Genomic DNA, 18588 nt, shown 5'->3' with positions numbered 1-18588 from the left:
GAGGAACTTCCGCACGGTGTGCGGGGTCTATCCTGGTCATCCGTGTACCTCGCAGGGGGAGGCTGACCGTGTGGACCCGCGTAAGTCCGACAAGCGCCAGGCTGGCGGGCGCGGTATGCCTGGCCGCCCTGTGCGCCTGCCAGCGTGGCAATCCGCCCACGCCGCCAGCGCCGCCGCCACCGGCAGTCACGGTGGCGCAGGCGCGCCCGGCGCGCGTGCCCGTCACCCTCGAATTGCCCGGCCGCGTCAATCCCGTGCGAGTGGCCCAGGTGCGCGCGCGGGTCGATGGCGTCGTGCTTAAACGCGAGTTCCGCGAGGGCGGCGACGTGCAGGCCGGGCAGCGCCTGTTCAAGATCGATCCGGCGCCCTATGTCACCGACCTGCAGAGCGCCCAGGCCACGCTCGGCAGGGCGCAGGCGAACGTCGCCGCCCAGGACGCGCAGGCGGCGCGCTTCGGCAAGCTGGTCGGCAGCGACGCGGTCAGCCGGCAGGAATTCGACAATGCGCTCGCCTCCCAGGGCCAGGCGGTGGCCGACGTCGCTTCCGGGCGGGCATCGGTGCGTTCGGCCCGGATCAACCTGGGCTACACCGGCGTGGTGGCGCCGATCACCGGCCGCGCCGGCATTTCGGCGGTCACCGAGGGCGCCTACGTGCAGGGCAACAGCGCGACCCTGATGACGACCATCCAGCAGATCGACCCGATCTACGTCGACCTGACCCAGTCCAGCGTGCAGGGGCTGCGCCTGCGCCAGGACCTGGCCAGCGGCAAGGTGCACAGCGCCGGACCCAACCGCGCCCGGGTCACGGTGCTGCTGGAGGACGGCACGCGCTACCCGATGCCGGGCACCGTGCAGTTTTCCGACGTCAACGTCGATCCGGGCACCGCTTCGGTGACGATCCGGACGCTGGTGCCGAACCCGCGGCACCTGCTGTTGCCCGGCATGTTCGTACGCGGGCAGCTCGAAGCCGGCGTGCTCGAGGATGCATTGCTGGTGCCCCAGGCCGGGGTCGCCCACGATGCGCAGGGGCAGGCCACGGCGCTGGTCGTCGGGCGCGACGGCAAGGTGCTGCAGAAGACGATCCAGGCGCCGCGCACTTACGGCGGCGACTGGGTCGTCACCGGTGGCCTGGACGCCGGCGAGCGCGTCATCGTCTCCGGGCTGCAGAAGGCTAGGCCGGGGGCGCCGGTCCGGATCGCCGGCGATACCGGGGCGGCGCCCGGGCCGGCGTCCACTACCGCGAGCCGCTGAGCGCGCGAACGAGCTCGCCATGTCCGCCTTCTTCATCGCCCGCCCGATCTTTGCGATCGTCATCGCGATCCTGATGTCGCTGTTGGGCGCACTGTCGATCCTGCGCATGCCGATCGAGCAGTATCCGTCGACGGCGCCGCCATCGATCCAGGTCACCGCCACCTATCCGGGCGCCTCCGCCGAGACGGTGGAATCGACCGTGGTGCAGGTCGTCGAACAGCAGATGAGCGGCCTCGACCACCTAATCTATCTGTCGGCCACCAGCGATGACAGCGGCCAGGGCGTGATCACGCTGACCTTCGCACCCGGCACCGACCCCGACATCGCCCAGGTGCAGGTCCAGAACAAGCTGCAGCTGGCCGTGCCGCAGTTGCCGGGCGCAGTCCAGCTGCAGGGCATCCGGGTAACGAAGTCGAGCGCGTCCTTCCTGATGGTGGTCGGCTTCGTCTCGGAAAACGGCAGCATGAGCCGGGAAGACATTGCCAACTACATCGTCTCGCGCGTCCAGGACCCGGTGAGCCACGTCGGCGGGGTCGGCAACTTCACCGTGTTCGGCACCCAGTATGCGATGCGCATCTGGCTCGACCCGAACAAGCTGAATAACTATGGCCTGACGCCGGTGGACGTCGGCAATGCGCTGCAGGCCCAGAACGTCCAGATCGCCGGCGGCCAGCTCGGCGGCGCGCCCGCCGCCGGTCCGCAGCAGTTCAGCGCTACCATTCGCGCCGCCACGCTGCTGCGCACGCCGCGCCAGTTCGAGGACGTGCTGCTGAAAGTGCTGCCGGACGGCGCCCAGGTGCGCCTGGGCGACGTCGCACGGGTGGTACGCGGCGCCGAAAACTACAATATCGACAGCAAGTACAACGGCCGTCCGTCCTCGGGCATCGGCATCTACCTGGCGCCGGGCGCCAACGCGCTCGATACCAGCGCCGAGATCCACGCCCTGGTCGACCGCCTGCGACCGTATTTCCCGCCGGGCCTGAAGGCGGTGTATCCGCTGGACGCCGCACCCTTCATCCGCGAGTCGATGATCGAAGTGGTGAAAACCCTGTTCGAGGGCATCGCGCTGGTGTTCCTGGTGATGTACCTGTTCCTGCAGAACCTCCGCGCGACGCTGGTGCCGACCGTCGCGGTGCCGGTGGTGCTGCTCGGGACCTTCGGCATCATGGCGGCGGCCGGCTTCACGATCAACATCCTGTCGATGTTCGGCCTGGTGCTGGCGATCGGCTTGCTGGTCGACGACGCCATCGTGGTAGTCGAGAACGTCGAGCGCATCATGGAAGAGGAGGGCTTGCCGCCCGTGGAGGCGACGCGCAAGGCGATGAGCCAGATCGGCGGCGCGCTGGTCGGCGTGGCCACCGTGCTATCGGCAGTGTTCGTGCCGGTGGCGTTTTCGAGCGGCTCGGTGGGCACCATCTACCGCCAGTTTTCGCTGACGATCGTGTCGGCGATGCTGCTGTCGGTGTTCGTCGCGCTGTCGCTCAGTCCGGCCCTGTGCGCCACCATCCTGAAACCGCCCGGACCGAAGGAGGGCGGCAAGGAGAAGGCCGGGAAACACGGCTTCTTCGGCTGGTTCAACCGTGGCTTCGAACACGTGCGCGGCCGCTACATGGGCGGCGTGCGCGCCATCATCGCGCGCTACCGGCGCTGGCTGCTGGTCTACCTCGGCGTGGTGGCGGCTGTGGTGCTGCTGTTCTGGCGCCTGCCCTCGTCCTTCCTGCCGGACGAAGACCAGGGCTACATGTTCGTGCTGGCGCAATTGCCGGCCAATGCCAACCACGGGCGCACCGCCGCCGTGCTGAGCGAGATCAATCACTATCTGCTGAACGAGGAGGGCCGCATCGTCGATGCCGCCTTCGAGGTCAGCGGCTTCAATTTTGCCGGCCGCGGCCAGAACCAGGGTCTACTGTTCGTGCACTTCCGGCCCTTCGACGAGCGTGCCGGCAGCGCACTGCGAGTGCCGGCGCTGATGGGCCGGATCGCGCGCCGCTTCGGCGGCTACCAGGGCGCGCTGGTGATCCCTGTCAATCCGCCGCCAATCCCCGAGCTGGGCACCGCATCCGGCTTCGACTTCGAACTTATGGACCGCGGCGGACTCGGGCACGAAGGCTTGCTGCAGGCGCGCAACCAGCTGCTCGGCATGGCGCGCCAGCATCCGGTGCTGGCCGGCGTGCGTCCCAACGGTCTCGAGGATAATCCGATGTTCGCGATCGAGGTCGACCGCGAAAAAGCCAGCGCGCTTGGACTGGTGCTGAGCCAGGTCGACCAGAGCTTCTCGGCGGCCTGGGCCTCGAGCTTCGTCAACTTCTTCCTCGACGTCGACGGCCGCCTGAAGCGCGTCTTCATGCAGGCCGACGCGCCTTTCCGCATGGGGCCGCAGGACCTGGACGGGATCTACGTGCGCAACGCCGCCGGGACCATGGTGCCGTTCACGGCCTTCGCCAGCGGCCGCTGGATCTACGGCTCGCCCAAGCGCGAACGCTACAACGGTGTTTCTTCATTCGAGATCCAGGGTGCCGGCGCGCCCGGACACAGCACCGGCGAGGCGATCGAAGTCATGGAGACGCTGGCCCAGCGGCTGCCGCCCGGCACCGGCTTCGAGTGGACCGGGATCTCGCGCCAGCAGGTCGAGGCCGGCCAGCAGGCGCCCCTTTTATACGCTCTGTCGGTGCTGGTCGTGTTCCTGAGCCTGGCGGCGCTGTACGAAAGCTGGTCGATCCCGGTGTCGGTGATCATGGTAGTGCCGATCGGCGTGCTGGGCGCGCTGCTGATGGCATCCGGCTTCGGCATGGCCAACGACGTGTATTTCCAGATCGGCCTCTTGACCACCGTCGGGCTGTCGGCCAAGAACGCGATCCTGATCGTGGAATTCGCGCGCGAACTGTCTGCCCAGGGGCGCAGCGCCGCCGATGCGGCCCTGGAGGCAGCCCACATCCGCTTGCGCCCGATCCTGATGACCTCGCTCGCATTCGGGCTGGGCGTGCTGCCGCTGGCGCTGGCGCGCGGCGCCGGTTCGGCCAGCCAGAATGCGGTCGGGCGCGGCGTGCTGGGCGGGATGCTGGCGGCGACCTTCCTCGCCACCTTCCTGATTCCGATGTTTTATGTGTTCATTGCCGAGAAATTGCGGGTGCGGCGCAGGGAGCCTGTACGTTCGGATGCGCCGCCGGCGCCGCCGCCGCCGCCGCGGCCTGTCACATGAACACAAACTTGCTTAGGAAATCTTGAACTCGGAATTAACGCCAGGTTACGAACACGTGGTCTACCCACATCCGGCGATGGCGGGTGCACTGGCAGACGGGCTGCGATAAGGGACTGTGGCTCGTCGAGAAATGCGTGGCTGGCTATGGCATCAGTCCGGCAAAGAACAGACCCTTCCGCGTAACACCAAGACGGTGGCTGCGTACGGCTGAAATCGACCCAAAGCGGATCTTCCAGTCAAAGCATTCGCTGCGGAAGCCGTTTGCCTCAGAAAAACCAGCCGTAAGGAAATCCATAACGCCAGACACTGAATAGTTCGGCAGAGCTATGGACACCACAAATTTCCATCACTTTGGTCAAATACGCCAGAACCTGATCGCGCTCCTCAGATTCTGGCGCGTCGAACTTGGCCAAGGTGTTCTTCATCGCTCTGAGGACTGTCGATCGCTGCGGATGCTTGGGCAACTCTGCAATGAGAGCCTGTATGGTCGAATCCACGGCTTGTTGCGCCTTCAGCCTGTCGACTTCGTTCATAGCGCCGGGATAGAAGGTGACGCTATCAGGACCAAATTTTCGCTCCGACTGCAAACTGCGTAAGCGCTGTAGAACTTCAGGCGTTACGGTCAGCTTGTAGTCATCGAATCCAGTTGGCCAAACTCGGAAGCTGAGCCCAGAAAGCCCGGCAATCAGAATCAAAACAAACACTATGACGATGCTGGCGAGCGCTTTGAAAAGCAAATTGCCTCCTCGTTATTAGTATGTATCAGAGCGTCCGATCCTGGCCGGTAGCGGACGGTCGAGCCAGCATAGCAGGCTGTGGCGCAGACAAACTCGCCGACTGTCACGACGGGCAGCTTTCGACCCGAAGCGGGTATAGCGCGAGCTACCTTTGCCAGACCAGTTCAAGGTCACCGTCGACAAACCCAACTGCAATTCCTTCCCGAGTTTTGAGCACTTTACAGGTGTTATTCTCATCAACGGCCGCAATTACCATCCTCTTCACCGCTTCCAAACATGCTTCCCAAGAACGAGAGGAGAACGCTACAGGAATCGCCAGCATTCGAGGAGTCGCCGCCCAGACTTCGTTACAGGCCCAGTCGCTACCTTCGGTGTCAAAATCGGAAGAGCCGATTAGCTCGACCCCGAATGCCGAGCCGTCTTTTTGCAACTCATACAGATTGAACGAAAACGCTCGAACCGACGCGGGAACACCTGCACTCGTTGAACTTGTTAACCAAGCCTTGAAGTCATCGTCAAAGACCATCTTCTTCCTAATCAGTGTCTATTTCAAATGTCAGTTCCTGACCGGTAGCATACGGTCTAGCCAGCATCGCAGGTTACCGAGGCGAAAAACCCTTAGGCTGTTACAAGCATCCGCAATCGACGCATTACAGGCGTTTGCTAGGGATAAGGATAAAAATTTTCTTGCTGAATTGCACGGAAGTCAAGCCAGCGCCGTCTTGCGATTGAGCCGCCGTCGTGACATGCACCTATTTGCCCAACAATACAGAAAGAAAGCATTTCTTCTAGGGCCAGCTCGTTAAGAATGCCCGCCATCTGCGCGGGCGTTTCTCCGAACTCGTTTTCGTTTAGTACGTTCGCGCCGCTCTGTAAAAGGATATAGGCAGCCTCAATCGCTCCGCCTAACACGGCATAGTGTAGCGGCCGGAGTCCAAGGTCTCCCACTGCATTCGTATTCGCTCCGGCCTGAAGGAGAGCTACGATATCCGTGCACTGGTTTGCAAACGATGCTAAGTGAATAATTTGCGATCCAAACGCGCCGACTTGCTCTACATCGTTCAGGTCTCCACCTAAGAACTCCACATGGCTTGCGTACTTAATCAAGATTTCTTCTATTGCAACACTTCCGAAATGCTCTTGAAGAGGTAAAGACATAAATGTCGAATAGGTTAAATAGTTGTGTGGCGTAATGGTCGGGAACGTCAGCTTCTGGCCGGTTGCTGTTCTCTAGTGTACGGCAGTAGCCGACCCGGAGCGGACAGTTCACCTATTCATCGTTTAGTTCGCGCCGTTCTGGCAGTGGCGTTCCGTCCTCGAACGGTCCGAGCTCTTTCCTTGCCATCAGCACGAGCTTTTCTATTTCTGTGAACGGCAGTCCTTCAGAAAACGACGAGATGGTTAACGAGTGATCAGCATCGCACCTGAATACCTTGGCGAGAACGTTCCAACTCTCGTCCGTGAGTTCTAGCCCCATGCTGTCTCGGATAACATCGGATGCGAATTGATATCGATACTGCATCGTGTTCTCCAGTAATCAATGTCTGCTTGTGGCCAGTTGCGGAAGTTCGCCAGAGACGCAATATACGATTCCTGTTGTTTATTGGCAAATACGACCTTTATCAGGCTGACGGTCAGACATACAAGATCATGCGCCAGCAACGCAGACCAGCAAATTCTCCTTGATGCTCCAGCCCGGCCGGGGTAACGTAGAATTTTCTCTAAAGAAAAGCATGCGTCTTGCCCGTTCGTTCATCGCCATCGTTAGCGCAGCCTTAGGCGCGGCCTGCATGTCGGCTGCGCTGGCCAGCACGTCTACTACCGAGCCAATCGACGGGCAGCCGGCGAAGCCGCTCTACCAGATGCAGCCGGTCGAGGTCGGACGCTACCTCGCCTGGGAGCACGCCCACGAGCCCGACGTGCGCAGGCGCATCGCCGCGATCGCGCGCAAGAACATCGGCCAGCCGTACCGCCTAAATTTATTGGGCGAATTCCCGTTCCAGGTACACGACGCGCTGCCGATGTTCAGTCTCGATCACAGCGATTGCACGGTCTTCGTCGAACACACCTACGCGATGGCGTTGTCGAAATCGTGGGACGAGTTCTTCTGGATGCTGCAGCGCATCCGCTACCGCGACGGCATCATCGGCGTCGCGACGCGCAACCACTATACGGAGCTGGACTGGAACGTTGCCAACCGCTGGCTGGTGACCGACGTCAGCGCCCAGCTCGTCGGCTCGGACGGCCCGAGCTACCCCATGACAGTCGACCGCGCGACTTTCCTCAGGACGCGCCATCACACCGATGCCGACATTCCGGTCGAAACCAGCCGCCAGGCCTACGTGCCGAAAGCGCGCGCCGTCGCGCTAGCCAGCCAGCTGCGCGAAGGCGACTACGTCAACGTGGTCTCGCTCCTCGCCGACGGAAAGACCATGGTCACCCACGTCGGTCTGGTGGTGCTCGGTCCGGACGGCGAGCGTCACTTCCTGCATTCGTCCGACCCGGCGGTGCGCGAAGAAACCTTCGCCAGCTTCATCGCCCGCGCCGAAGCGCGCGAGGAACGCAACCGGCAAGCGGGCAAGAAGGGGTCGACGCTGATCGGCTTCAAGTTCCTGCGCCTGAACGACGACATTGTCGTGCCGCCGATGGCGCCGCAGCCGCGGCCTTCGTGAACTCTCAATAGCCAGCTGACCGGTCACGATCATGCGCGGAGTCCATGGCTTCTCGTATTGCAGCCGCTGCCTCCTGGGCGTTTTCCATCGTCAGGAGGACTGGTACGCCCTGCATGCCCCGGCGCTTTAACGTGAGCACGAGTCCCCTGAAGTCATCGCCTGATGTCGAGGCATCGGCGCTGTCGATTTCATGCCACGCGAAATGCGCAGTCCGGTCGGTCGGGCTGTTGCCTTCGATATGGTGGATACCATCCTGGTCCAGCCAGAAGTAGCGGAAGTAATGCAGCTTTGGTGCCTTCCGCAAGAGCTGGACATAGCCGAGAACCGCCATGGCGAGGATGACGCCGCCGGCAACAGATGCGCCCGTTCCTGTGGCTGTAGAAAATAGCAGTACGCCACCAAGCAGCGCAAGAGCGCTCATGACGTAGCCAGCGTCCAGCTTTGCGCTCCTGGAACCGTCGATCTTTTCGAACGCAATGTCGTTCAATTCGTGGCGCTCCGGACAATTATTCTGTATCGCAGACTGCGGCTGCCGGACCTATTAGAACGCAGTCTGCGATCCCGTACAAGGTATCGATCACACCGGCACCCCAGCGCCAAACTCGACCAGCCCCGAGCGCGCCGCCAGATGCATCAATTTGAAATCGTTCTCGGCATGCAGCTTCTGCCGGATCGAGGTCAGGCAATTCAGCACCGTCTTCGGACTCAGGTGCATGGCGGCCGCGATGTCCTGCACCGACTCGCCGTGCACGAGCAGGCGCAGCAGCTCGAACTCGCGCGGTTTCAGTTCGTGCAGCGCGCTGTCGCCCTCGGGCGCCGCCAGTGCCTGCATGTCGCGCGACAGCACGCGCCGGCCGCGCATCACGCCACGGATGCCGTCGATGACTTCCTCGGGTTCGCTGCATTTGGTCAGATAGCCGTGGGCGCCGGCCTTCAGCGCCTGGGCCAGGTGGCCGGCGCCGTCGTGCATCGACAGCACCAGCACGCGCAGCTGGGGCAGGCGTGCCAGCATGCCGGTGATGGCTTCGAGGCCGCTGCTGCCTTTCAAGCTCAGGTCGACCACGGCGACATCGGGCTGCACGCGTCCCACCAGCGCGTTCGCTTCCTGCACTGTGGCGGCTTCGCCGACGACCTCGAAATCGGGTTCGGCGGACAGCAGGCGGCGGTAGCCGCTGCGGACGATGGTGTGGTCGTCGACCAGGACAATATGGATCATGACAGCGGGCTCATGGCAGTGCTCTTTCGGTCGGGGCGGCCGGCTGTGTGACCACGGCCGCCAGCGGGAACCGGGCACGCAGGCATAGGCCGCCGCCCGGATTCGGCAGGATGTCGAGCTGGCCACCGGCCATGTCGACCCGCTCGCGCATGCCGAGCAGGCCGCCGTGCCAGTGCAATGTGCACGCGTTCGCCGGCACGCCGCGGCCGTCGTCGCTGACCTCGAGCGCGAGCAGGCCCGGGCCGGCGGCGATCCGCACCGTGCAGTGGCGCGCGCCGCTGTGGCGCACGGCATTGGTCAGCGCTTCCTGCACCACGCGGTAGACCGTCAGCGCCAGCGCGTCGTCGATGCCGGACAGCGGCTGCGCCAGGTCGAGCGAGAAATCGATCTCGGTATGGCGGCCGCGCCAGCCCTGCACCAGCTCGCCCAGCGTGTACGCCAGGCCACTGGCGTGCAGGCCGTGCGGGCGCCGCGTCTTGAGCATCGCGCGCAGCTGCTCGCTGCAGGTGCGCAGGTCGCGCCGCAGGTCGCTGGCGCACTCGGCCACCGCCGGCGGCGGCAGCCGGGCGGCGTTGCGCGCCAGGTGGGCAGCGGTGACGTTCAGTGCGGTCATGGTCTGGCCCATTTCGTCGTGCAGTTCGCGCGCCAGCGCACGGCGCTCGTCTTCCTGCACCGCGATCAGCTGGCGCGCCAGGTCGCGCTGGGCGGCGCGGGCATCTGCCAGGGCCCCGGCCAGGTGCTCGATGGCGCGCGCAACGCGGCCGAATTCGCGCAGCGCAAAGGCGGGCAGGGCGGGATCGGGCTCGCCGCGCGCCAGGCGCTGCAGGCTGGCCTCGAGTTCACGCACCGGCGCCAGCGCGCGGTCGGCGCACCACCAGGTCACCAGGAGGGTTGTTCCGAAAAAGAACAGCAGAGTGCTCCATATTTGAACAGTGTCCGCCAGGCGTTCATCGATTTCGGAACGCGGCTTCGGGGCGATGTACAGCATCTGGTCGCCGATGCGGATCGCCTGCTCGCCGCGCTCGGGCGGCGCCAGGCCGAGGCGGTTGAGCAGCGGATGCGGCTGGTAGACCGGCGGCGGCTGCTCCGGCGTGCGGATGCTCAGGTGGCGCAAGCCGCCGGCGGCCAGGCGCTGCGCCAGCGATGGCCCGGGCGCAGCGGCTGACGGCGGATCGGTCGCCGCCAGCAGCACGTTGACCAGGCGTGTCGAGGCCTCGACTTCGGCGTCGATATCGCTGCGCAGCGATACCAGCTGGATGACGGCGATGATCGCAAGCAGGCTCCCCAGCAGCAGGCCGAGCGAGCCGATCAGGCGGCGGCGCAGGTCCATGGTCTCCTCGTTTTGACTTGTTTGCCTCTGTTCATGCAAGCGGCGTGCCACGCATACACTGCGCATGTCGGGAAATTTTCCCTGGCGGCGCCGTAGTGCGGCTTGGCATAATTACAACTGAAGAACACGAGGAGATTCCATGGCTCAGCACGCGGCAGCACGGTGTCCCATTGCGCGAAAACGCCTGTGCCTGGCCATCGCCGCGGCCCTCGCGGCCGGCTGGTCGGGGACAGCGGTCTCACAGCCGGCGGCACAGCGCGCGACCGCGATCGCCACCGTCGAGGTGGTCGGCGTCACGCCGCTGCCCGGCCTCGACCTGCCGCGCGACCAGGTGCCGGCCAACGTGCAGACTCTCGACAGCGGCGCCGCCACCGGCCCCGACAGCGCCAACCTGCCGGACGCCCTCAACCGGCGCCTGGGCAGCGTGTACGTCAACGACATCCAGGGTAACCCGTTCCAGCCGGACGTCAATTTCCGCGGCTTCACCGCCTCGCCGCTGCTCGGCACGCCGCAGGGCTTGTCGGTCTACCTGGACGGCGTGCGCATCAACCAGCCCTTCGGCGACGTGGTCAGCTGGGACCTGATCCCGCGCGCGGCGATCGCCTCGGTGACGCTGATGCCCGGCTCGAATCCGCTGTTCGGCCTGAACACGCTGGGTGGTGCGCTCGCGATCCGCACCAAGGATGGCCTGCACGCGCCCGGCACGGCGCTGCAGGTGCTGGCCGGCAGCCATGGCCGCACCGAGCTCGCATTCGAGCACGGCGGCCACGACGCCCGCGGCTGGCACTGGTACCTCAGCGGCAGCGGTTTCCGCGACAACGGCTGGCGCGATGCCTCCCCGACCCGGCTCGGCCAGCTGTTCGGCAAGGTCGGCTGGACCGACAGCCGCACCGACGTCGCGCTGAGCGCCGCGCTGGCGCCGAGCCGCCTGACCGGCAATGGCCTGCAGGAAGGGCGCCTGCTGGCGCGCGACTACGCCAGCGTGTACACCGTGCCGGACCAGACCCGTAACCGTTCGCTGCTGTTCAACCTGGCGGCCAGCCAGGCAGTCGGCGATCATCTGCGCCTGTCCGGCAACGCCTACTACCGGCGTATCCGCACCGCCACCCTGAACGGCGACCTCAACGACGACAGCCTGGACCAGTCGATGTACCAGCCCGGCGCCGCCGAGCGGGCGGCGCTGGCGGCGGCCGGCTACACCGGTTTTCCGCTGGCCGGGGCGAACGCCGCCAACACGCCGTTTCCCTCCTGGCGCTGCATCGCCAACGTGCTTCTGGGCGACGAGCCGGCCGAGAAGTGCAACGGCCTGCTGAACCGCAGCGACAGCCGCCAGCAGAACGGCGGCCTCAGCGTCCAGGCCACCTGGGACGGGCCACTCCTGGGGCGGCGCAACCTGTTCAGCGCCGGGGCCGCCGTCGACGCCAGCCGGGTCGACTTCCGCCAGTCGGCGCAATTCGGCTACCTGAATCCCGACCGCAGCATCACGCCGGTCGACTTCTTTGCCGACGGCAGCGTGCTCGACGACGACGGCACCCCGGTCGATGCCCGCGTCGACCTGCGCGGACGCACGCGCACCGCCAGCGTGTTCGCCACCGATACGCTGGACGTCGGCGAAACGTTGCACCTGACGCTGTCCGGCCGCTACAACCGCACGATCGTGCACAACCGCGACCGCATCACCCCCGGCGGCGGCCCCGGCTCGCTCGACGGCGACCACGGCTTCGGCCGCTTCAACCCGGCCATCGGCGCCAGCTGGACGCCGCTGCGGGCGCTTACCGTGTACGGCGGCTACAACCAGGGCAGCCGCACCCCGACCGCGGTGGAGCTGGGCTGCGCCGACCCCGACAACCCGTGCAAGCTGCCGAATGCGATGGCCGGCGATCCGCCGCTGCGCCAGGTCGTCACCAAGACCTGGGAGGCGGGTTTGCGCGGCACCGCCGGCCCGGTGCGCTGGAATGCCGGGCTGTTCCGGGCCGACAACGTCGACGATATCCTGTTCGTGGCCGACAACGCGGCCGGCTTTGGCTACTTCCGCAACGTCGGCAAGACCCGGCGCCAGGGGCTGGAACTGGGCGCCGAAGGGCGGGCGCGTTCGCTCGACTGGTCGCTTCACTATACCTGGCTGGACGCGACCTTTAGAAGTCCAGAATTGCTCAACGGCGCAGCCAACAGCAGCGCGGACCAGGACGGCAACATCGCCATCGCGCCGGGCGACCGCATCCCGCTGGCGCCGCGCCATGTGTTCAAGGCGCGCGCCGACTGGCGCATCACGCCGGCGTGGTCGGTCGAAGCCGGCGTGCTGGCGGTATCGGGTTCGAACGCGCGCGGCAACGAGAATGGCTTGCACCAGCCGGAAGGCATCCATTTTGTCGGCAGCGGACGTTCAAGCGGCTATGCGGTGTTCGACCTCGGCAGCACATGGGAACTGCAGCCGCGCCTGCGCCTGTTCGTACAGGTGAACAACCTGTTCGACCGGCGCTATGCGACGGCAGCGCAGGTGAACGCGACCGGTTTCACCCCGGACGGCAATTTCAGCGCACGGCCGTTCGCGGCGCAGGGCGACAATGCCGGCGTGGTCCACGCGACCTTCTATGCGCCGGGGGCGCCGCGCACCGTGTGGGCTGGGCTGCGCTACACGTTGACGCGTTGAGACGGGCCGACTGCCAAGCCTCGACGCCGGGCACGCGGCTGAAAGAATCCGCCAAACGCTGTAAGATGCCGGCCTTTGGCATTCTTGGGCGCAACATGAACGACTCGACTACTACCCCGGTCCTCTTTCAACTGCACGGGCGTATCGGACGGGTACGCTACCTGGCCTACAGCTTCGCGTTCGGCATGCTGGTGCTGCTGGCCACCTTGCTGCTGGCTGGCCTGGCCGGCGACACGGTCGCCACCTGGCTGTCGGTTGGCGCCTCGGCGGCGATCGGCATCGTCGTCGGCGGGCGCCGGTTGCACGATCTGGGCCGCAGCCGCTGGATCGCGCTCGGGCTGCTGGTCCCGGTCGTCAATCTCATCATCGGCCTGTGGCTGCTGTTCGCGCCGGGCAGCCCGGCCGAAAACCGCTTCGGGCCGGCGCCGGGTCCGAACACGCGCGGCGTGATCGCGCTGGCCTGGGCGGTGCCGGTGGTGTTCCTGGCCGGCGTGCTGGCCGCCTTCGCGCTGGCGCCGCACAAGTCGACTACCCAGCGCGCCCACGACGAAATGGAACAGGGCATTTGACGCGCTGTCCTTACAGCCTTACGCGAAGCTGAAATCGTCCGCGCCTTCCTGGCGCCATGCTCTACAATAGGCCAAGCCGCGTCGGCGATGCACCAGGAATACGGATCACAATGCTTCACCTGCAGAACACATGGCGCCGCAGGGCGTCCGCGATGGCTGGCATGGCGCTGGCCTTGGCCGTGCCCACGCTGGCCTCGGCCGGTGGCGCGCCCAGCGTCTATATGGAAGAGCTGACTTCGCCCGAACTGCAGGCGCGTATCGATGCCGGCGCCACCACGGCGCTGGTGCCGATCGGCGGCACCGAGCAGAGCGGACCCCATATCGTGCTCGGCAAGCACAACGTGCGCGCGCACATCCTGGCCGGCCGCATCGCGCAGCGCCTCGGCAACGCCACTGTCGCGCCGGTGATCGCCTACGTACCCGAGGGCGCGATCGCGCCGCCGGCAGGGCACATGCGCTTTGCCGGCACTCTCTCGATTCCGGAAGCCGCCTTCGAATCCATGCTCGAATCCACCGCGCGCAGCCTGTGCCAGCACGGCGTGCGCGACGTGTTCTTCCTGGGTGACCATGGTGGCTACCAGAAAAGCGAAGAAAAGGCCGCGGCGCGCGTAAATGCGAAAGGCAGATGCCGCGCCCATGCCTTGCTCGATTATTACCAGGCCACCCAGGCCGGCTATGTGGCCGACCTGAAGCGCCGCGGCCACGGCGACGCCGAAATCGGCCTGCATGCCGGCCTGGCCGACACCAGCCTGTCGCTGGCGCTGGATCCGGCCGGCGTGCGCAGCGGGTTGCTGGCCGCCGGCGCCAAGGCGGGGCCGAACGGCGGCGTGCGCGGCGACCCGACCCGCGCGTCGGCCGAACTGGGCCAGCTCGGCGTGACCCGCATCGTCGACGCCTCGGTGGCCGCCATCCGGGCCGCGACCGGCGCCAAGAATCCATCCAAACAACCGTAGAGAAGTCCATCGTGCCCTTCAAAAGAATTGCCGCTGCCTGCCTGGGCCTGGCCATCCTGGCCGGCGGCGCCGTCGTCGCCACGCGCGTCATCGGCGCGTCCGGTGCCCAAACGCCGCCGCCTCCGGCGAGCCCCCAGCCGGCACGCATCGCCACCGTGCCCGGCATGGCGCCGGTGGTCGACGCCCGCAACGTGTACAGCGAAATCGGACCGTCGCACCTGAGTCCCGCGGTGCGCGGCGACCTGCAGCGCATCTACGTGCCGAACCTGCGCAGCAACGACGTCAGCGTGATCGACCCGGCCACTATGAAGGTGGTCGACCGCTTCAAGGTCGGCACCAGTCCGCAGCACGTTATCCCGTCGTGGGACCTGCGCACCCTGTGGGTGGCCAACAATGCCGAGCGCCGGAATACCGGCAGCCTGACCCCGATCGACCCGCGCACCGGCAAGCCGGGGCCGGCGGTGCCGGTCGACGACCCATATAACATGTACTTCACGCCGGACGGCAAGTCGGCGATCGTGGTGGCCGAGGCCCGCCACCGCCTCGACTTCCGCGATCCGCACACGATGGCGATGCAGTACGCGATCGACGTGCCGCAATGCGGCGGCATCAACCACGCCGAATTCTCGATCGACGGCCGCTACGCGCTGTTCACCTGCGAGTTCGACGGCAGCCTGGCCAAGATCGACATGGTGTCGCACAAGGTGGCCGGCTACCTGAAGCTGTCGATGCCTGCGACGCGCCTGCGCGAAGGCGCCGATCCGCGCATCCCGGGCGCCGACGAGGTGTGCAGCTCGCGCAAGGGCATGCCGCAGGACGTGCGCATCTCCCCGGACGGCAAGCGCTACTACGTGGCCGACATGGAAGCCGACGGCGTGCACGTGGTCGACGGCGACAACCTGAAGCAGATCGGCTTCATCCCGGCCGGCCTGGGCACCCACGGCCTGTACCCGAGCCGCGACGGCAAGCTGCTGTACATCGCCAACCGCGGCACCCACCGCATCCACGGCAAGCGCCACGGCGGCGGCAGCGTGGCGGTGCTCGACTTCGCCAGCGGGAAGATCGTCGCGCGCTGGACGGTGCCCGGCGGCGGCAGCCCGGACATGGGCAACGTCAGCGTCGACGGCAAGTGGCTGTGGCTGTCGGGCCGCTTCGACGACGTCGCCTACCGCTTCGACACCCAGAGCGGCGCCGTCACCCAGATCAAGGTCGGCGGCGAGCCGCACGGCCTGACCGTATGGCCGCAGCCGGGCCGTTATTCGCTGGGGCATACCGGCAACCTGCGCTGATGCTGCGCTGATAGTGGATAAGCACGTGCCGCCGATGTAGACTCGGCGGTATGACACCCGACCCGAGCATTCTCCTGACCTTTGGCCTGCTGGCCCTGACGGTATTGCTGCTGTGGGTGCCGGCACCGGCCATCCGTGGACGGCGCGACTGGGCCTGGTGTCCCGGCCTGGCGTTGGCCTGCGTCGCCGGTCTGGCCGGCGGTTTGCTCGACTGGCGCGCGCCACTGTGGATACTGGCCTACGCGGCGCTGGCGATCGGTGCCCGCGTGGCGAGCCGCGCCTGGATACGGGTGCCGCTGCTGGTCCTGACCGGCGTCGCCGCCTTCCTGTTTGCCCTGCACCGCTTTCCCGGTTTTTACAATCCGGTGCTGGCCGAGGGCATCCGCTTCTCCGCCGACACGCCGGCGTTTTCCCTGCGTGCGAATGCCGACACCGCGGTGGCCGGGATCGTGCTGATGGGCGTGTTCTGCGAGCGCATATCCCGCCTCGCGGACTGGCGGGCGATGCTGCGCCAGGTATGGCCGGTGGTGCTGTCGACGCTCGTCGTCGTGCTGGGGCTGGGCTGGGCGCTGGGCTACGTACGCCCCGACTGGAAGTGGACGCCATACTCCGCCTGGTTCCTGGCTTCCAACCTGCTGTTCACCTGCGTTACCGAGGAGGCTTTCTTCCGCGGCTTCATTCTCGAGCGGCTGGCGCGCGGCATGGCGCGCTGGCGGTACGGGGTGCTCTTTGCCACGGTGCTGTCGTCGCTGCTGTTCGGGCTGGCGCATGCCCGTGGCGGACCGCTGCTGGTGGCATTGGCGACCCTCGCCGGTGTCCACTACGCCGTCGCATACCTGCGCTCGCGACGGATCGAGGGCGCCATCCTGACGCACTTTGCCCTCAATGCCGTGCACTTCGTCGCGTTCAGCTATCCGTACCTGACGCCCTGAAGCCGGCCACTCAGGCGATCATGCCGCCGTCGATCACCAGTTCCGCGCCTGCCACGTAGCGGCTCTCGTCGCTGGCCAGGAACAATGCTGCATCCGCGACTTCTTCCGGCCGGCCGAGACGCTTGAACGGAATGCGGCTGCTCAGCGTTTCGCGCACCTCGTCGCTGGCCTTGTCGAACATCGGTGTATCGATCGGCCCCGGGCTGATGGTGTTGACGCGGATGTTGCGCGGCGCCAGTTCGTGGGTCCAGGTGCGCGCGTACGAGCGTACCGCCGCCTTGGTCGCCGAATAGGTGCCGTAGCCCGGGTTGGCGATCTGGCCGGCAATCGAACCGACCAGCACGATGGCGCCGCCGTCCGTCATCCGGCGCACGGCGCGCTGCACCGTGAATACCATGCCGCGCACGTTCACGCCGAATGCGGCGTCGAGGTGCTCGGGCGTGGTCTCGTCCAGGGTCGAGAAGTCCGACACGCCGGACGAGGTGACGAGGATGTCGAGCTTTTTGCCGGCCGCATCGATCGTGTCGAACAGGCGGTCGAGGTCTTCTATACGGTTGACGTCGCCCTGGATCGCCGTGGCTTGCGCACCGATCGATGCGGCCGCCGTGTCGAGCTGCGCCTGGCGCCGGCCGGTGATGAACACGTGCGCGCCTTCGGCCGCGAAACGGTGGGCGATGGCCAGGCCGATACCGCTGTTGCCGCCGGTGACCAGGGCTGTTTTTCCTTCGAGTTTCAACATGGGATTCTCCAGATTGGTTAGGCGGCTCATGATATACGGCGTATATCTAGTGTCAATTACGCACTTGATATACACTAGATATACTTGAGGAAACCGTCATGACATCGACACCAGACACTGCAGCACTCGACACTGTCCTTGCACAGATCAACGGCACCAAGCCGGTACTGGAACAGATCGCCAATAAATGGTCGGTGCTGATACTGGCCGTGGTTTGCACGCAGCCTTCACGCTTCAATGCGATCAAGCGGCGCCTCGATCCGATCACGCACAAAGCGCTCACCGAAGCCTTGCGCCGCCTCGAGCGCAACGGACTGGTGGACCGGCGCGTGATTGCATCGTCGCCAGTGGCGGTCGAGTATTCGATCACGCCCTTGGGCAGGACCTTGCAGGCGCCCTTTACGGCACTAATCGCCTGGGCGCAGGAGCACGGTCCCGCTCTGGAGGCGGCGCGGGCGGTCGCCGAAGCGCACACGGAAGAGTAGGTGACGGCGACGCAACAGGAGGATCTTGCAGACCCGGCTCGGCTTTGCTATAGTTCGCCTCCTGCTTCTGCAGCGCAAATAAAGCTGAACGAAATCAAGTAGTTGAGCGCGGTGTTTTGACAACACCGCTGGCGCTGAAGAAAAAGATGGGGTTGACGAGTTAAGCGATGTAGTGCATAATCTTCTTCCTCTGCTGCTGACGAACAAAACGATTCGCAGAATGCGGCAAGGCAGTACCGCCCTCGGCGGGAGCCTAAGTTCTTTAAAAATTAACAGTCGATAAGTGTGGGCGTTTGATGAAGGTGCCGGCTGACTAGTTTAGCTGATTACTTAAATTATCAAATGTTCACAAAAGTATTAAGCGTTGTCTCAGCAATGGGATGACGGTCAGTATCTTGAGTGAGCGACTCGGTAGCAATACCGATGGCAGCAATGCCAACAAACAGAGATTAAACTGAAGAGTTTGATCCTGGCTCAGATTGAACGCTGGCGGCATGCTTTACACATGCAAGTCGAACGGCAGCGCGGGGCAACCTGGCGGCGAGTGGCGAACGGGTGAGTAATATA

Annotated in this window: 17 protein-coding genes and 1 rRNA gene; 10 read left to right on the top strand and 8 right to left on the bottom strand. The window is 65.4% G+C overall.

Annotation, left to right across the window (positions count from 1 at the left end):
• Positions 1-68 precede the first annotated feature (68 nt).
• A complete protein-coding gene (locus U1H99_RS19075) occupies positions 69-1250 on the top strand; it encodes an efflux RND transporter periplasmic adaptor subunit (RefSeq protein WP_323143296.1) in 1182 nt (393 codons plus the stop codon).
• 19 nt (positions 1251-1269) lie between these two features.
• Complete coding sequence (locus U1H99_RS19070; protein WP_323143295.1) at positions 1270-4449, top strand: efflux RND transporter permease subunit; 3180 nt, start codon at positions 1270-1272, stop codon at positions 4447-4449.
• Positions 4450-4715: 266 nt separating this feature from the next.
• Here U1H99_RS19070 and U1H99_RS19065 read toward each other — a convergent pair whose 3' ends face one another.
• From U1H99_RS19065 to U1H99_RS19050, 4 genes are all read right to left on the bottom strand, one after another.
• Positions 4716-5186: a DUF4844 domain-containing protein gene (locus U1H99_RS19065; protein WP_323143294.1), complete on the bottom strand. Its 471-nt coding sequence runs from the start codon at positions 5184-5186 to the stop codon at positions 4716-4718.
• Between the two features lie 145 nt (positions 5187-5331).
• Positions 5332-5712, bottom strand: a complete 381-nt coding sequence (locus tag U1H99_RS19060; protein WP_323143293.1) for a hypothetical protein — start codon at positions 5710-5712, stop codon at positions 5332-5334.
• A gap of 137 nt (positions 5713-5849) precedes the next feature.
• Entirely contained in the window at positions 5850-6344 is a 495-nt protein-coding gene (locus U1H99_RS19055; protein ID WP_323143292.1) for an ankyrin repeat domain-containing protein, read from the bottom strand.
• Between the two features lie 112 nt (positions 6345-6456).
• A complete protein-coding gene (locus U1H99_RS19050; RefSeq protein WP_323143291.1) occupies positions 6457-6708 on the bottom strand; it encodes a hypothetical protein in 252 nt (83 codons plus the stop codon).
• A gap of 211 nt (positions 6709-6919) precedes the next feature.
• Here U1H99_RS19050 and U1H99_RS19045 point away from each other — a divergent pair, with 211 nt between their 5' ends.
• Positions 6920-7858: an N-acetylmuramoyl-L-alanine amidase-like domain-containing protein gene (locus U1H99_RS19045; RefSeq protein WP_323143290.1), complete on the top strand. Its 939-nt coding sequence runs from the start codon at positions 6920-6922 to the stop codon at positions 7856-7858.
• Between the two features lie 4 nt (positions 7859-7862).
• On the opposite strand, the gene U1H99_RS19040 is transcribed toward U1H99_RS19045, so the two are convergent.
• From U1H99_RS19040 to U1H99_RS19030, 3 genes are all read right to left on the bottom strand, one after another.
• Positions 7863-8345, bottom strand: coding sequence for a hypothetical protein (locus U1H99_RS19040; RefSeq protein ID WP_323143289.1), 483 nt, complete (start codon positions 8343-8345; stop codon positions 7863-7865).
• A 90-nt stretch (positions 8346-8435) separates the two neighbouring features.
• Positions 8436-9074: a response regulator gene (locus tag U1H99_RS19035; protein WP_323143288.1), complete on the bottom strand. Its 639-nt coding sequence runs from the start codon at positions 9072-9074 to the stop codon at positions 8436-8438.
• Between the two features lie 10 nt (positions 9075-9084).
• The gene (locus U1H99_RS19030) at positions 9085-10404 is read right to left on the bottom strand and encodes a sensor histidine kinase (RefSeq protein ID WP_323143287.1); all 1320 of its coding nucleotides are present in this window, start codon (positions 10402-10404) and stop codon (positions 9085-9087) included.
• 139 nt (positions 10405-10543) lie between these two features.
• On the opposite strand from U1H99_RS19030, the gene U1H99_RS19025 reads away from it, so the two are divergent.
• The 5 genes from U1H99_RS19025 (at position 10544) to U1H99_RS19005 (ending at position 16797) form a co-directional block, all read left to right on the top strand.
• Positions 10544-13054, top strand: coding sequence for a TonB-dependent receptor (locus U1H99_RS19025; RefSeq protein WP_323143286.1), 2511 nt, complete (start codon positions 10544-10546; stop codon positions 13052-13054).
• 95 nt (positions 13055-13149) lie between these two features.
• Positions 13150-13623: a DUF805 domain-containing protein gene (locus tag U1H99_RS19020; protein WP_323143285.1), complete on the top strand. Its 474-nt coding sequence runs from the start codon at positions 13150-13152 to the stop codon at positions 13621-13623.
• A gap of 110 nt (positions 13624-13733) precedes the next feature.
• Complete coding sequence (locus U1H99_RS19015) at positions 13734-14576, top strand: creatininase family protein (RefSeq protein WP_323143284.1); 843 nt, start codon at positions 13734-13736, stop codon at positions 14574-14576.
• Positions 14577-14740: 164 nt separating this feature from the next.
• Positions 14741-15865, top strand: a complete 1125-nt coding sequence (locus U1H99_RS19010) for a YncE family protein (RefSeq protein WP_323143713.1) — start codon at positions 14741-14743, stop codon at positions 15863-15865.
• 50 nt (positions 15866-15915) lie between these two features.
• A complete protein-coding gene (locus U1H99_RS19005) occupies positions 15916-16797 on the top strand; it encodes a CPBP family intramembrane glutamic endopeptidase (RefSeq protein WP_323143283.1) in 882 nt (293 codons plus the stop codon).
• A gap of 10 nt (positions 16798-16807) precedes the next feature.
• Here the strand turns inward: U1H99_RS19005 and U1H99_RS19000 are convergent, their stop codons facing one another.
• Positions 16808-17536, bottom strand: coding sequence for an SDR family NAD(P)-dependent oxidoreductase (locus U1H99_RS19000; protein WP_323143282.1), 729 nt, complete (start codon positions 17534-17536; stop codon positions 16808-16810).
• A 98-nt stretch (positions 17537-17634) separates the two neighbouring features.
• Here U1H99_RS19000 and U1H99_RS18995 point away from each other — a divergent pair, with 98 nt between their 5' ends.
• Positions 17635-18021 carry a winged helix-turn-helix transcriptional regulator gene (locus U1H99_RS18995; protein ID WP_323143281.1) on the top strand — a complete coding sequence of 129 codons (387 nt, stop codon included), beginning with the start codon at positions 17635-17637 and terminating at the stop codon, positions 18019-18021.
• 451 nt (positions 18022-18472) lie between these two features.
• Positions 18473-18588: ribosomal RNA gene (locus U1H99_RS18990) — 16S ribosomal RNA — on the top strand; the annotation flags it as partial.

Origin of the sequence: Massilia phyllosphaerae, assembly GCF_034659755.1 — a bacterium.
GTDB classification, from domain to species: Bacteria; Pseudomonadota; Gammaproteobacteria; order Burkholderiales; family Burkholderiaceae_D; genus Telluria; species Telluria phyllosphaerae.
Note: the sequence above shows the minus strand (reverse complement) of the source record. Positions and strands in the feature narration are given on the sequence as shown.